The sequence below is a fragment of the Streptomyces coerulescens genome (assembly GCF_042657965.1).
Lineage (GTDB): Bacteria > Actinomycetota > Actinomycetes > Streptomycetales > Streptomycetaceae > Streptomyces > Streptomyces coerulescens.
In genome coordinates this window covers 1-13,081 of sequence record NZ_JBHSKM010000025.1, presented here as the reverse complement: position 1 = coordinate 13,081, position 13,081 = coordinate 1, and the positions used below count along the sequence as shown (strand labels likewise).

The 13,081-nt window shown below is 70.5% G+C and carries 9 protein-coding genes; 2 read left to right on the top strand and 7 right to left on the bottom strand.

The features are described from left to right. Positions 1-14 precede the first annotated feature (14 nt). The gene (locus ACFPQ9_RS32120; protein ID WP_380861360.1) at positions 15-2,258 is read right to left on the bottom strand and encodes an FUSC family protein; all 2,244 of its coding nucleotides are present in this window, start codon (positions 2,256-2,258) and stop codon (positions 15-17) included. A gap of 68 nt (positions 2,259-2,326) precedes the next feature. Further along, entirely contained in the window at positions 2,327-3,721 is a 1,395-nt protein-coding gene (locus ACFPQ9_RS32115; RefSeq protein WP_380861358.1) for an NAD(P)/FAD-dependent oxidoreductase, read from the bottom strand. Between the two features lie 311 nt (positions 3,722-4,032). Here ACFPQ9_RS32115 and ACFPQ9_RS32110 point away from each other — a divergent pair, with 311 nt between their 5' ends. Further along, a complete protein-coding gene (locus ACFPQ9_RS32110; RefSeq protein WP_380861356.1) occupies positions 4,033-4,635 on the top strand; it encodes a hypothetical protein in 603 nt (200 codons plus the stop codon). 10 nt (positions 4,636-4,645) lie between these two features. After that, the gene (locus tag ACFPQ9_RS32105; RefSeq protein WP_380861354.1) at positions 4,646-5,197 is read left to right on the top strand and encodes a fibronectin type III domain-containing protein; all 552 of its coding nucleotides are present in this window, start codon (positions 4,646-4,648) and stop codon (positions 5,195-5,197) included. 6 nt (positions 5,198-5,203) lie between these two features. Here ACFPQ9_RS32105 and ACFPQ9_RS32100 read toward each other — a convergent pair whose 3' ends face one another. The 5 genes from ACFPQ9_RS32100 to ACFPQ9_RS32080 form a co-directional block, all read right to left on the bottom strand. Next, entirely contained in the window at positions 5,204-7,108 is a 1,905-nt protein-coding gene (locus ACFPQ9_RS32100; protein ID WP_380861352.1) for an AMP-dependent synthetase/ligase, read from the bottom strand. 115 nt (positions 7,109-7,223) lie between these two features. Beyond that, a complete protein-coding gene (gene glgB / locus ACFPQ9_RS32095) occupies positions 7,224-9,440 on the bottom strand; it encodes a 1,4-alpha-glucan branching enzyme (RefSeq protein ID WP_380861350.1) in 2,217 nt (738 codons plus the stop codon). A 4-nt stretch (positions 9,441-9,444) separates the two neighbouring features. Further along, positions 9,445-10,806 (bottom strand): maltokinase N-terminal cap-like domain-containing protein, encoded by a 1,362-nt coding sequence (locus tag ACFPQ9_RS32090; RefSeq protein WP_380861348.1) that lies wholly within the window; start codon positions 10,804-10,806, stop codon positions 9,445-9,447. A gap of 41 nt (positions 10,807-10,847) precedes the next feature. Beyond that, complete coding sequence (treS, locus tag ACFPQ9_RS32085; protein WP_380861346.1) at positions 10,848-12,566, bottom strand: maltose alpha-D-glucosyltransferase; 1,719 nt, start codon at positions 12,564-12,566, stop codon at positions 10,848-10,850. 5 nt (positions 12,567-12,571) lie between these two features. Continuing rightward, the coding region (locus tag ACFPQ9_RS32080) for an alpha-glucosidase C-terminal domain-containing protein (protein WP_465269589.1) at positions 12,572-13,081 on the bottom strand (510 nt) is incomplete at its 5' end.

The window sequence follows — 13,081 nt, the reverse complement described above, 5'->3', positions numbered from 1 at the left end:
TCCGCGCCGCACGGTCATCCGTCCGGTGCCTTCACGGGTACCCCCAGCGGGCGGGCCAGACCGGTCACGCCTTCGTCGAGACGTTGCAGATGGCGCAGGACACGGTCGGTGATCCGGCCGTAACGCGGGATGCCGGGTGTGCTCGGGCCGAGGAGGGAGGCGATGCTGGGGCCGGTCTCGATCTGGGCGGTGGAGTGTTCGTCGCCGACGTGGGCGCCGATCGCCTGGAGGTTGTGCTCGATGCGGCCGGCGGCCCGGCGCAGCCTGGGGTCGGCCGCGATCGAGGGGTGGGTGGGCAGCAGCTCGGCGGTCGCGGCGAGCGAACGGGCGTGGAACGCGCACGTCTCCAGCAGCGCGACGACATAGCGGGCGGTCTCCCGGCGGGCCCGAAGCGGCGTGACCGGGTGGGTGAGGGGTTTGGTGGCGGCCCGCAGGTCGGCCAGCGCCTGGTCGAGGTCGCGTGCCTCGTCGAGCAGGTCTGCGGGTGGTTCGCCGCTGAGCTGGTCGACGGCGCTGCGGGTGACGTCGCCGAGGCGTTCGAGCACGGTGGCGAGCAGGTCGTTGGTCCGGCGGTCCGTCTGCACCGGCAGCACGAACGCCGCCGCGATCACCCCGCAGGCCGCGCCGAGCGCCGTCTCCCCGATGCGCAGCACCAGCACCGAGAGGCTGTAGGTGTGCAGCAGGGTGTAGAGCAGACCCAGCGCCGCCGTGACGAAGAAGGACACCGCCGTGTACGACAGCGGCGCCGAGTAGAACATCGCGAACACGAACAGCAGCACCAGCGCGAACGCCGTCCAGGTGTTGTGCCCGACGGCGCCGGCCAGCACGATGCCGGCCAGGACGCCGAGGACGGTCCCCAGCAGTCGGCGGTAGCCCTTGACCAGGATCTCGCCCGTGGACGCGGTGTTGAGGAACACGATCCAGCAGGTCAGCACCGCCCAGTACCAGCGGTCCCGGGACAGCAGCTCGCCGCCCACGATGGCCAGCGTCGACCCCACGGCGACCTGCACCGCGGCCCGCGTGGTGGGCCGGCGCAGCCCGGTCTCCTCCTCCGCGGGGGTCTCCTCGTCGGCGTCGAGCACCGCGTCCTCGGCGTCGAGCTCCTCGCGCGAGCGGGCGGTCGCCGGGCTGTCGTCCGACTCGTCCTGGGCCCCGCCGAGCGCGATCCGCAGCCCGAGGACCGCACGGGCGGCCTCGCCGACGGCCCGGAACACGTCCTGCACGGCGGGCGACGCGACCGGCAGGTTGTCCTCGTCGCGGTAGCCGAGGAGCCGGTTGCGCAGCTGGGCGACCGAGGTACCGGCCGCCTGTTCGATTGGGCGCAGCACGAGCAGCCGCAGCACATGAAGGTCCCGGCGCAGTGTCTCCGTCGCCTCGTCCCGCACGGGCTGCCGCCCGCCCGCCGGGACGGGCGCGCCCGGCAGATGCATGGCGAGCGTGTCCACGCGCTCGGCCCCACGGGCCCGCAGCAGCGACAACCCCAGCCGTTCGGCGGCGATCTCCGCGTCCGCCACACGGCGTTGGACGAGAGCGGCCACCCGCTCGTCGGCGGTCCCCCCTTCCAGCCGGCCCTGGATCAGCAGAGCCGTCTCGTGCAGCCGGGCGGTGCCCTCGCGCACCTGCTCCAGGGCCCGGTCGGCGTCCTCGGGCCCGGCGTCGAGCAGGCCGAGCTGGGCGGACAGCAGCTGGGCCAGCCGGGCACGGAATGCCTCGCGCAGCCGTTCCAGCACGCCCGTCGGTGTCTCCGGTACGAGCACGAACCGCACCAGCGCGCCGCACCCGAAGGCCACGGCGACCGCGCGGAACAGCTCGGGCAGCTCACCGACGGAGGCGCCGACGAACAGGGACACGAAGTAGATCTGGAAGCCGATCAGACCGAGCGCGGTGCCCCGGTCGCCGAACCGGCGGCCGTAGACGGCACAGAAGATGAGCGCGACGAAGACCAGGTCGCCGGCCAGGACATTGCTGTGCAGAGCGGCCGCCAACGTCATCGACGCCAGCGCCACCGGCAGCCCCAGCGCCAGCGTGACAGCCTGCTGCCCGCGCTGCTTCTCCCGGATGGCGAAGGTCGAGACCATCGCCGCCAGCGCCCCCGCCACCAGATGGGTCACGTCGGTGCCGAACAGGGCGAGCACGGCGACCGCGAGCGCGATCGAGCCCGCCGTGCGCAGCCCGGCCGTCAGTCTCAGCAGACCCGGGTCCGAGGCCGCGGCACGGTCGCGCAGCCGCGCCCGGACCGGCCCTCCCGCTGCCCTCACGCCGCCGTACTCACTCCCGCTCTCTTCCCGCTCCCACCGCGCACCGCGGCCCGCCCGGCACCGTCACCTCACTCGGCCGTCCCCTCGGCCGCGCCGGCCGCGCCTTTCCCGTCGACCTGCGCCCGCAGCTCCTCCGGCGTCATGTAGGCGTGGACGAACTCGAAGTCCTTGAGCTTGGCGGGGGTGCGGGACTGGAATCCGGTCCGCACGAAGTCGTCCCCGGCGACCGCGTTGAGCAGCCAGTTCGTCATGACCCGGGTCTTGGCGACATTGGTGCGCAGCGCCGACCAGTGATACCCGCGGGCCACGGCCATCGCGGGCAGCCCCTTGAGCTCCACGCCGAGGGGCTTGGAGACGGCGTCACGACCGCCGAGGTCGACGACCAGCCCGAGGTCCTTGTGCCGGTACGGCCGCAGCGGCTGGTCGCGCAGGGCCGCGATGACGTTGTCCGCGACGACCTTGCCCTGGCGCATCGCGTGCTGGGCGGTGGGCGGGCAGACGGCGCCCTCCTCGTCCTTGGCCGTGTCGGGTACCGCGGCGGCGTCGCCGAGCGCGAACACCCCGTCGTGGCCGGGCAGGTTCATCTCGGCGGTGACCGCGAGCCGGCCGCGGACCGTCTCCGCGCCCAGCGTGGCGATCAGCGGGCTGGCGACGACGCCGGCGGTCCAGATCAGTGTGCGGGTGGGAATCACCCGGCCGTCGGTGAAGGTGACCTCCTCGGGGCCCGCCTTCGCGATGGACACGCCCAGGGAGATCTCGACGCCGCGCCTGCGCAGGATCTCCTGGGCGTCGGTGCCGAGCTTCTCGCCGAGCTCCGGCATCAGCCGCGGTGCGATGTCGATCAGATGCCACTTGATCAGTTTCGGGTCCAGCCGCGGATAGCGCTTGACCGCGTTGTGGGTCAGCATCTGCAGGCACGCGGCGGTTTCGGTGCCGGCGTACCCGCCGCCGACCACCACGAACTGGAGCCGCGCCGCCCGCTCGTCCGGGTCCTGGCTGGCGTCGGCGAGGTCCAGCTGCGAGATGACGTGGTCGCGCAGGTAGGCGGCCTCGGCGAGCGTCTTCATGCCGTAGGCGTTGTCGGTCAGTCCCGGGATGTCGAAGGTCCGGGTGATGCTGCCGGGGGCCAGCACGATGTAGTCGTACGGCTCGTTGAGGAGCTTGTCGGTGATGGTGCGGATGACGCAGACCTTCGACGCGAGGTCCACGCCGATGGCGCCGCCCGGGATGATCCGGGTGCGGTACCTGCGGCTGCGGCGCAGCGACACGGCGATCGACTGGGGGGTGAGGACGCCGGAGGCGACCTGGGGCAGCAGCGGCAGGTAGAGCTGGTAGGAGGACGGCGTCACCAAGGTGATCTCGGCCTCGTCCGGGGAGAGTTTGCGTTCCAGCCGGCGAACGCATCCGACTCCGGCGAAGCCTGCGCCAACCACCAGGATCCTGGGTCGTGTCACGGTGATCATCCCTTCTGCGGCTCCAGGCGGTCTGCCTCGACGACGTTCGCCTGCCCCTGGATCGCGGCTTCGCACGCCTCGATCCCACCGTGCCACCGGTCGTTCCGCCAGCCGGGCGCGGCAGGCAGATGAACCCGTCGTGAGCCACCTTGCCCCAACCTGCGCCGGGGCACACCGGTTCGGAAGTGAAAGACGTGTCCGCGGGATCTCTTGACGGGCCCTTGGTCCGGACCTAACTTCCGTACTGCTCATCCATATAAGGGACCGCGATTCATGTACATGAACCATGTGGTCACCCCCCACATCCGACAGGAGGCAGGATGCGCCCAGGACCGCGCACCCTCACCATCAGCACGGCGCTGTGCGCCACGGCGCTGCTCGCCGCACCGCACGCCTTCGCCGAAGTCGAGCCCGGGGGCTGGCAGTCGGTGTCCTCCAGCTACACCGAGCAGGAACGGGGCTGCGGCCAGATCGACGGCCTGACCTTCCGGCTCACCTGCTCCACCGCCAGCGGCGACCAACGGGCTGAACGCCGCTATGCCACCTACACCGGGGGAACGCGCCAGTTCGAGGGCTACTTCCGCATCACCAGCCTCAGCGGCACCCGGATCAGCCTCAAGCAGACCTTCCACGAGTCGGGCTCCGGCCCGTACTTCATGCTCGCCGTCGAGCGCGGCGGCAGGCTGTACGCGGTGCACGGCGGCACCACGCTCTCGAACGCCGGGACCGTCGGCGCGACCGTCCGCGTCAACACCGTCCACCAGGTCGGCTCCCAGCACCGCACCTACATCAACGGCTCGCTGAAGCACACCTACGCCAGCCCCGGCGGCAGCTTCTACGACAAGTTCGGTGCCTACCGCACCAACAGCGGCAACGGGACGGCCACCGTGGAGTGGAGCAACATCCACTTCTGGCGCAAGTAGCGGCCGCCGTATGCGAGGAAAGGCGCGTATCGCGGCTTCGGCAGCGCTGATCCTGGCGCTGCCGGCCTGCTCGGCCGAGAAGGACCAGCCGCTGCGGGGTGCCCTCACCACGGCCACCGACATCGACCTGACCTGGCGGGACGAGCGACCCGGGATCGCGGGCCACGTCCTGGAGTTCGCGACCGACGAGGACGGCCCATACACCGTCCTTCAGTACCTCGCGCCCCAGGTCACCCGCTACCGCCACCCCGACCTGCTGCCCCACACCACCTTCCACTACCGGCTGACCTCCTACCGGGGCCCCACTACAAGACCGCACCTCACCGAGCGGACGGACGGCATCCGCCTCACCTGGACCGACGACTCCTCGGCCGAGGACGGCTACCTCCTGGAGACCCGCAAGAAGGACGCCGAGCGCTACGACCCCGTCGCCGTCCTCGACCCCGGCACCGAGGCCACCGACTTCGTCCCCCTGCCCGAGGAACGACACGCCGCCTATCGCGTCCGTGCCTTCGTCCTCGGGGAGCGGTCGAACATCGTGCGGCTGACCACGGGCGAATAGCCGCGCTCAGCCGAACACGTTGTCCGAGTCGTCCCAGTGCGCGAACTCGTCCGACAGCTGCTCACGCGGCACACGCGAGCGGGCCTGGTACATCGCGTCGATCTGGAGCGCGTAGTGCCGCACGATCTCGTCCCGCCGCAGCTTCATCGACGGCGTCAGCAGACCGCTGGCCACGTCGAACTGCTCCGCCAGCACCCGGAACACCCGGATCGACTCCGGGCGCGACACCGCGCTGTTGGCCGCGGCGACGGCCCTGGCGACCTCCTCGCGCAGCGCGTTCTCCTCGCGTGCCTCCCGCATCCGCGCGTCGCTGCGCACGGCGAGGGAATCGCGCCAGTAGGACAGGAAGTCGGGGTCCAGAGTGATCAGGGCCCCGACACAGGGCCTGTTGTCGCCCACGACCACCGCCTGGTGGACCAGCGGATGCATCCTCAGCCGCTGCTCCAGGAGCGCCGGCGAGACGCTCTTGCCGCTGCTCGTGACGACGACGTCCTTCTTGCGCCCCGTGATCGTCAGATAGCCGTCGGAGTCCAGCCGTCCCAGATCCCCGGTGGCCAGCCAGCCGTCGCGCAGCGCGGCCCGCGTCGAGGCCTCGTCGTTTACATAGCCCTGGAACACCGACGCCCCGCGCACCAGGATCTCCCCGTCGTCCGCCACCCGGATGTCGATACCCGGCAACGCCTGCCCCACCGTCCCCGACATCTCACGGCCCAGCGGCTGCGCCGTGACCCCGCCGCTGGTCTCGGTCAGCCCGTACCCGTCGTTCACATAGATGCCGACACCCTCGTAGAAGAGGGAGAGCTCACGGTTCAGGGAAGAGCCGCCGGACGAGCCGAGCAGCACCCTGCCGCCCAGCGCGGTGCGGAACTTGCGGTACACCGTCCGCTCGTACAGGGCATGTTGCAGCCGCAGATCGAAACCGGGACCCGGGCCGCCGCCCAGCCGCTGCCGTTCCAGGGCGGCCGCGAAGTCCCGGGCGGTGTCGGCGGCCCGCTCGAACAGGGCACCCCGGCCCGCCTGCTGGGCCACCCGCAGCGCGTTCTTGTAGATCTTCTCGAAGATCGACGGCACGCCGCAGAAATAGGTGGGCCGGAAGCTGCGCAGGGCGGCCGACAGCGCCTCCTCGCGCAGGTCGGGTTCGTGCCCCATCAGCATGCCGCCGCGGATGCACAGGGTCTGCACCAGCAGGCCGTACACATGGGAGAAGGGCAGGAAGGCGAGGACGGACGCCTGCCCTCCGGGTGGCACCACCTTGTGGCCCCAGCCCGCGAGCAGCGTGTCGCACGGGTTCGCCAGATTCCGGTGACTGAGTGCGCACCCCAGCGCCCGCCCCGTCGTGCCGGACGTGTAGGAGACGAGCGAGGTGGAGTCCGGCAGCACGATGCGGCGCAGCGACTCGACCGTGGTGAGCGGGACGAACTCACCCCGCTCCACGATCTGTGCGAGCGCTCCCGCGTCCAGCTGCCAGACGTGCCGCAGCCGCGGCAGCGAGCCGCACACCGAGCCGACGGTCATGACGGCCTGCTCGTCCTCGACCACCACGCCCACGCACTCGGCGTCCCGCAGGATCCACTCGACCTGGTCGCGCGACGCCGTCGGATAGATCGGGACCACCTCGGCGCCCACCGTCCACAGCGCGTAGCTGAGCACCGTCCACTCGTACCGGGTACGCGCCATGATGGCCACGCGGTGGCCCGGTGAGATGCCGGAAGCGACCAGTCCCTTGGCCAGATCGGCCACTTCGTCGCGCAGTTCCACGGCGGTCACCTCCTCCCACACGGGGGAGGAGGGGTCGGGACGGCGCGCGAGCATCGGCAACGTGGGGTTGACGGCCGCCATCTCGAAGAGACTGTCGGCGAGCCCGCCGGTCAGGGGCGTGACACTGGGGGGAGCGAGGCCGAGGTCGCGCATGTGCACTGCTCCAGATGTGTACCGGGTGTGACGTCACCGACGAGTTCCGTTATCGGCGCTGCCCGAATCTAGCCCAGCCGGGACCGGATGGGGTCACGAACGGAGAACTCCGGCGTCACATCCGTTCAGGCAGCAGCCACACCGTCGCCAGCGGAGGCAGCGTCAGGCCGATGTGCCCGTCCTCCGGCTTGACGGGACCGGGGTTGGTGACGTCGCTCCCGCCGTAGCGCGCGGCGTCGGTGTTGAGGGCCTCGTGCCAGGCGACCACGGAATCGGGCACGGCGAGACGGTAGTCGTGGCGGACCACGGGGGAGAAGTTGCTGACGGCGAGCAGCGGCGTGCCGTCGGAGCCGAACCGCAGGAAGGCGAAGACGTTGTCGTCGCCGGCGTCCCCGAGCACCCACCGGAACCCTCCCGGGTCGGTGTCCCGTTCCCACAGGGCCGGGGTCGCCCGGTAGCGCGCGTTCAGGTCCGCGACCAGATCCCGTACGCCCTCATGGTCGCCGGCCGACGCGTACCCGGGATCGAGCAGCCACCACTCCGGACCATGTGCCTCCGACCACTCGGCGCCCTGTGCGAACTCCTGTCCCATGAAGAGCAGTTGCTTGCCCGGGTGTGCCCACATGAAGCCCAGATACGCACGGTGGTTGGCGCGGCGCTGCCACCAGTCGCCCGGCATCTTCGACACCAGCGCCTGCTTGCCGTGCACGACCTCGTCGTGCGAGATCGGCAGGACATAGTTCTCGCTGTAGGCGTACACCATCGAGAACGTCATCTCGTTGTGGTGGTACTTGCGGTGTACGGGCTCCTTGGCGATGTACTGGAGCGAGTCGTGCATCCAGCCCATGTTCCACTTCAGCCCGAACCCGAGCCCACCGCTGTCGGTCGGCCGGGTCACCCCGTCCCAGGCGGTCGACTCCTCCGCGATCGTGACGACCCCGGGGTTGCGCCGGTACACCGTGGCGTTCATCTCCTGGAGGAACGCCATCGCGGCCAGGTCCTCCCGCCCGCCGAACACATTCGGCGCCCACTGCCCCGAGTCCCGCGAGTAGTCGAGGTAGAGCATGGAGGCGACGGCGTCCACCCGGAGCCCGTCGATGTGGAACTCCTCGCACCAATACGTGGCGTTGGCGACGAGGAAGTTGCGTACCTCGGTCCGCCCGTAGTCGAACTCGTACGTCCCCCAGTCCGGATGCTCGGCCCGCCGCTCGTCCCCGGGCTCGTACAGCGGCTCCCCGTCGAACCGGGCCAGCGCCCAGTCGTCCTTCGGGAAATGGGCGGGCACCCAGTCCACGATCACCCCGATACCGGCCCGGTGCAGGGCGTCGACGAGGTACTTGAAGTCGTCCGGTGAGCCGAGCCGCGCGGTCGGCGCGTAGAAGCCGGTGACCTGGTAGCCCCAGGAACCGGCGAACGGATGCTGCGCGACCGGCATGAACTCGACGTGTGTGAAGCCGAGGTAGTTGACGTACGCCGGGAGCTGCTCGGCGAGTTCCCGGTACGTCAGGCCCGGCCGCCAGGACGGGAGATGGACCTCGTAGACCGAGAACGGGGCCTGGTGCACCGGGACGTCGCCCCGGTGCGCCATCCACTGCTCGTCGCCCCACTCGTAGTGCGAGGCGTGCACGATCGACGCCGTGTCCGGCGGGACCTCCGCACGGCGTGCCATGGGGTCCGCCTTGAGGAAGCGGTGACCGTGCCGGGAGGTGATCTCGAACTTGTACCGGGTGCCCTCGCCGATGCCGGGCAGGAACAGCTCCCACACCCCCGACGCCCCGAGCGACCGCATCGGGAACGCGGTCCCGTCCCAGCACGTGAAGTCCCCGGCGACCCGCACACCCCGCGCGTTCGGCGCCCACACCGTGAAGCGGGTGCCGGACACGCCCTGATGGGTCATCGGCTCGGCGCCGAGCGCCTTCCACAGCTCCTCGTGCCGGCCCTCCCGGATCAGATGCAGGTCGAACTCGCCGAGGGCGGGCAGGAAGCGGTACGGGTCGTGCACCTCACGCTCGTCCGACCCGTCCTCGGCGTACGACACCAGCAGCGTGTACGCGGGGATCGCGTCCACGGCGAGTACGGCGGAGAACAGACCGCCGCCCTCCGAGACCAGCGCGGTGCGCTCGCCCTCGACCACGACGCTCACCGCACGTGCGAACGGGCGCAGCGCCCGGAACGCGATCCCGCCGGGGACCGGATGCGCCCCGAGCAGGGCGTGCGGATCGTGGTGGGCGCCCGACAGCAGGCGCTCACGCTCGGCCGTATCGAGGACGGGCGCGGTGACGAGCCGGCCGGCGCCGGCCGACTCGGGCCGCGAGGTCTCGTGCAGGGCCATGGGGTCAGGCTCCTCTCACGGCGAGGCGTTCGATCGCCGCCATCGGTACGGGCAACCAGTCGGGGCGGTGCCGGGCCTCGTACAGCACCTCGTACACGGCGCGGTCGGTCTCGTAGGCACGGAGCAGTCCGTGCTTCTTGCGCGGGTCCCAGCCGGCGCGGGCGGCATAGCCCGCGCAGAAGGCCTCCCGGCAGCGGCGCGCCCACTCCGGCCGCCACGGCCTGCGCTGGCGGGCTGCGTAGTCGAAGGAGCGCAGCATGCCGGCGATGTCGCGCACCGGTGAGTGCACACCACGCCGCTCGGCCAGCGGTCGGGACGGTTCGCCCTCGAAGTCGATGACGAACCACTCCCGGCCGGCCCGCAGCACCTGACCCAGGTGCAGGTCGCCGTGGATGCGCTGGGCGGCCGGCCCGGGGTCGCAGGCGGCGAGGGCGCCGAAGGCGGTGCGCAGCCCGGGGACATGGGGCTGGAGCGCGGGGACGAAGTGCGCGGCGAGCTCCAGGCGCTCGGTCATCGCCGCCGCCGTACGGGAGTTCTCCGCGTGCGCCCCGGAGGGGAACGCCGACGCCAGCGCCAGGTGCACCTCCGCCGTCGCCCGCCCCAGCTGACGGGCCTCCGTGGTGAAGTCGTCACCCGAGGCCAGCGCGCCGAGCGCCAGCGTCCAGCCGTCGGAGGCGTCCCGCAGGAACGGCTGGAGAACGCCCAGCGTCGCCTCCCACGGGTGCGTCGTGCGGAACCACGCCACGGGAGCCGGTACACGGCCGCAGCCCTGCTGGGCCAGCGCCCCGGACAGCTCCAGGTCGGGATTGACGCCGGGCTGGATGCGCCGGAACAGCTTCAGGATGAACGCGTCGCCGTACACCAGCGAGGAGTTGGACTGCTCGGCGTCCAGCAGCCGCGGCACGAGTCCGGCCGGCACCGGCACCGACGGGTCCCCCTCGAAGCGCAGCGGGCCGGCCGTGCCGGGGTGCCGCAGCCGGTCCAGGAGCAGCTGGGCCGAACGCGGGTCCTGGAGCGCGTCGAAGACCGTCAGACCGGCGAGCGGACCTTCCTCCGCCCTGCCGATGAGTGCCTTCCCGAGGCGTGGCGACAGATGCTGCCGTACGCCGAGCAGCAGCTGATAGCAGTCTCCGGCCGGGGGCGCGCCGCCGGGCGAGGGCACCGCCGAGTGACCGGCGTGCACCAGCAGATGCAGACAGCCCGGGAACAGCTCCGTCATCGACAGCAGCGCGAGGTCGGTGACGGGCCGGTCCTTGCCCGCGAACCAGCGCTGGCGTGGCAGCCACTCGCGCAGCAGCCCGGCCAGCGAGGCCATGGGGCTGGCGTCGACCGTTCGGGTGGGTCGGGGAGATGCGGTCTTCTGCATGGTGACGCGTCCTTTCCTCGGCACACGCTCGAAGCTCACGCTCAAAGTCGTCGGCCGATGCGGGATGCGACTCGGGTGAGCCGGAACCAGTAGAAGCCGTGGCCCCCGAGGGTCAGCAGATACGGCAGTTCGCCGATGGCCGGGAAACGCACCCCGCCGAACAGCTCGACCGGGTGGCGTCCGTTGAACTCGCGCAGGTCGAGCTCGGTCGGCTGTGCGAAGCGGGCGAAGTTGTGCACGCACAGCACCAGGTCGTCCTCGTATTCGCGCAGGAAGGCGAGGACGGCCGGGTTCGACGACTGCAGTTCGGTGTAGGTGCCGAGTCCGAACGCGGGGTTCTGCTTGCGGATCTCGATCATCCGGCGGGTCCAGTGCAGGAGCGAGGACGGCGAGGCCATGGACGCCTCGACGTTCGTCACCTGGTAGCCGTAGACCGGGTCCATGATCGTCGGCAGGCAGAGCCGGCCGGGGTCGCAGGTGGAGAAGCCGGCGTTGCGGTCCGGGGTCCACTGCATGGGGGTGCGGACGGCGTCGCGGTCGCCGAGCCAGATGTTGTCGCCCATGCCGATCTCGTCGCCGTAGTAGAGGATCGGGCTGCCCGGCAGGGAGAGCAGCAGGGCGGTGAAGAGTTCGATCGAGTGACGGTCGTTGTCGAGGAGCGGGGCGAGGCGCCTGCGGATGCCGATGTTGGCGCGCATGCGGGGGTCCTTCGCGTATTCCGCCCACATGTAGTCGCGTTCCTCGTCGGTGACCATTTCGAGGGTCAGCTCGTCGTGGTTGCGCAGGAAGATGCCCCACTGGCAGCCGGAGGGAATGGCCGGGGTCTTGGCGAGGATTTCCGAGACGGGATAGCGGGATTCCCGTCGTACGGCCATGAAGATGCGCGGCATGACGGGGAAGTGGAAGGCCATGTGGCATTCGTCGCCGCCGCTGCTGTAGTCGCCGAAGTAGTCGACGACGTCCTCCGGCCACTGGTTGGCCTCCGCCAGCAGCACCGTGTCGGGATACATCGCGTCGATCTCGCGGCGGACTCGCTTGAGGAATGCGTGGGTGGCGGGAAGGTTCTCGCAGTTCGTGCCCTCTTCCGAGTAGAGGTAGGGCACGGCGTCGAGCCGGAAGCCGTCGATTCCGAGGTCGAGCCAGAAGCGGAGGGCGGCCAGGATCTCCTCCTGGACGGCCGGGTTCTCGTAGTTGAGGTCGGGCTGGTGGGAGAAGAAGCGGTGGAAGTAGTACTGCTTGCGGACCGGGTCGAAGGTCCAGTTGGAGGCCTCGGTGTCGACGAAGATGATGCGGGCGTCGGAGTACGCCTTGTCGTCGTCGGCCCACATGTAGTAGTCGCCGTAGGGGCCGTCGGGGTCTTTTCTCGATTCCTGGAACCACGGGTGCTGGTCGCTGGTGTGGTTCATGACGAAGTCGATGATGACGCGCATGCCGCGCTGGTGGGCGGCGTCGACGAATTCGACGAAGTCGGCGAGGTCGCCGAATTCGGGGAGGACGGCGGTGTAGTCGGAGACGTCGTAGCCGCCGTCGCGGAGGGGGGATTTGAAGAAGGGCGGCAGCCACAGGCAGTCGACGCCGAGCCATTGCAGGTAGTCGAGTTTGGCGGTCAGGCCTTTGAGGTCGCCGACGCCGTCGCCGTTGCTGTCCTGGAAGGAGCGGACCAGGACTTCGTAGAAGACGGCGCGTTTGAACCAGTCGGGGTCACGATCCTTGGCAGGGGTGTCCTCGAAGGTGTCCTGAACGGGCTCGTTGACGGTCATGACGCTCAGGACCCTCCGATCTGCGCCGGCCAAGCCTGGACGTGGAACACGTGCGCGGGCGAACTGCCGGGTTCGAGGCGTACGTAGTTGGTCCGGCCCCAGCGGTAGGTCTCGCCCGTCAGTTCGTCGTGCACGGACAGAGAGGCGTCCCAGTCCAGGCCGAGTTGCGGCATGTCCAACGAGACCGTGGCCTCCTGGGTGTGGTGCGGATCGAGGTTGGCGACCACCAGAACCGTGTCCGGACCCGTGCGTTTGCTGTACGCGATGATCGAGTCGTTGTCGGCCTGGTGGAAGCGGAGATTCCGCAGCCGGTGGAGGGCGGGGTGGCACCGCCGGATGGCGTTGAGGCGGGTGAGGAGGGGGGTGATGGTGCGGCCTTCGCGTTCGGCGGCCGCCCAGTCGCGGGGGCGTAGCTGGTACTTCTCGGAGTCGAGGTATTCCTCGCTGCCCTTGCGTAGCGGGGTGTTCTCGCAGAGTTCGTAGCCGCTGTAGATGCCCCAGGTGGGGGACAGGGT

Coding starts and splice junctions, on each gene's coding strand:
- ACFPQ9_RS32105 (WP_380861354.1), top strand. CDS start 4,646: ATGCGAGGAAAGGCGCGTATCGCGGCTTCGGCAGCGCTGATCCTGGCG.
- ACFPQ9_RS32115 (WP_380861358.1), bottom strand. CDS start 3,721: ATGATCACCGTGACACGACCCAGGATCCTGGTGGTTGGCGCAGGCTTC.
- treS (WP_380861346.1), bottom strand. CDS start 12,566: ATGACCGTCAACGAGCCCGTTCAGGACACCTTCGAGGACACCCCTGCC.
- ACFPQ9_RS32100 (WP_380861352.1), bottom strand. CDS start 7,108: ATGCGCGACCTCGGCCTCGCTCCCCCCAGTGTCACGCCCCTGACCGGC.
- ACFPQ9_RS32110 (WP_380861356.1), top strand. CDS start 4,033: ATGCGCCCAGGACCGCGCACCCTCACCATCAGCACGGCGCTGTGCGCC.
- glgB (WP_380861350.1), bottom strand. CDS start 9,440: ATGGCCCTGCACGAGACCTCGCGGCCCGAGTCGGCCGGCGCCGGCCGG.
- ACFPQ9_RS32090 (WP_380861348.1), bottom strand. CDS start 10,806: ATGCAGAAGACCGCATCTCCCCGACCCACCCGAACGGTCGACGCCAGC.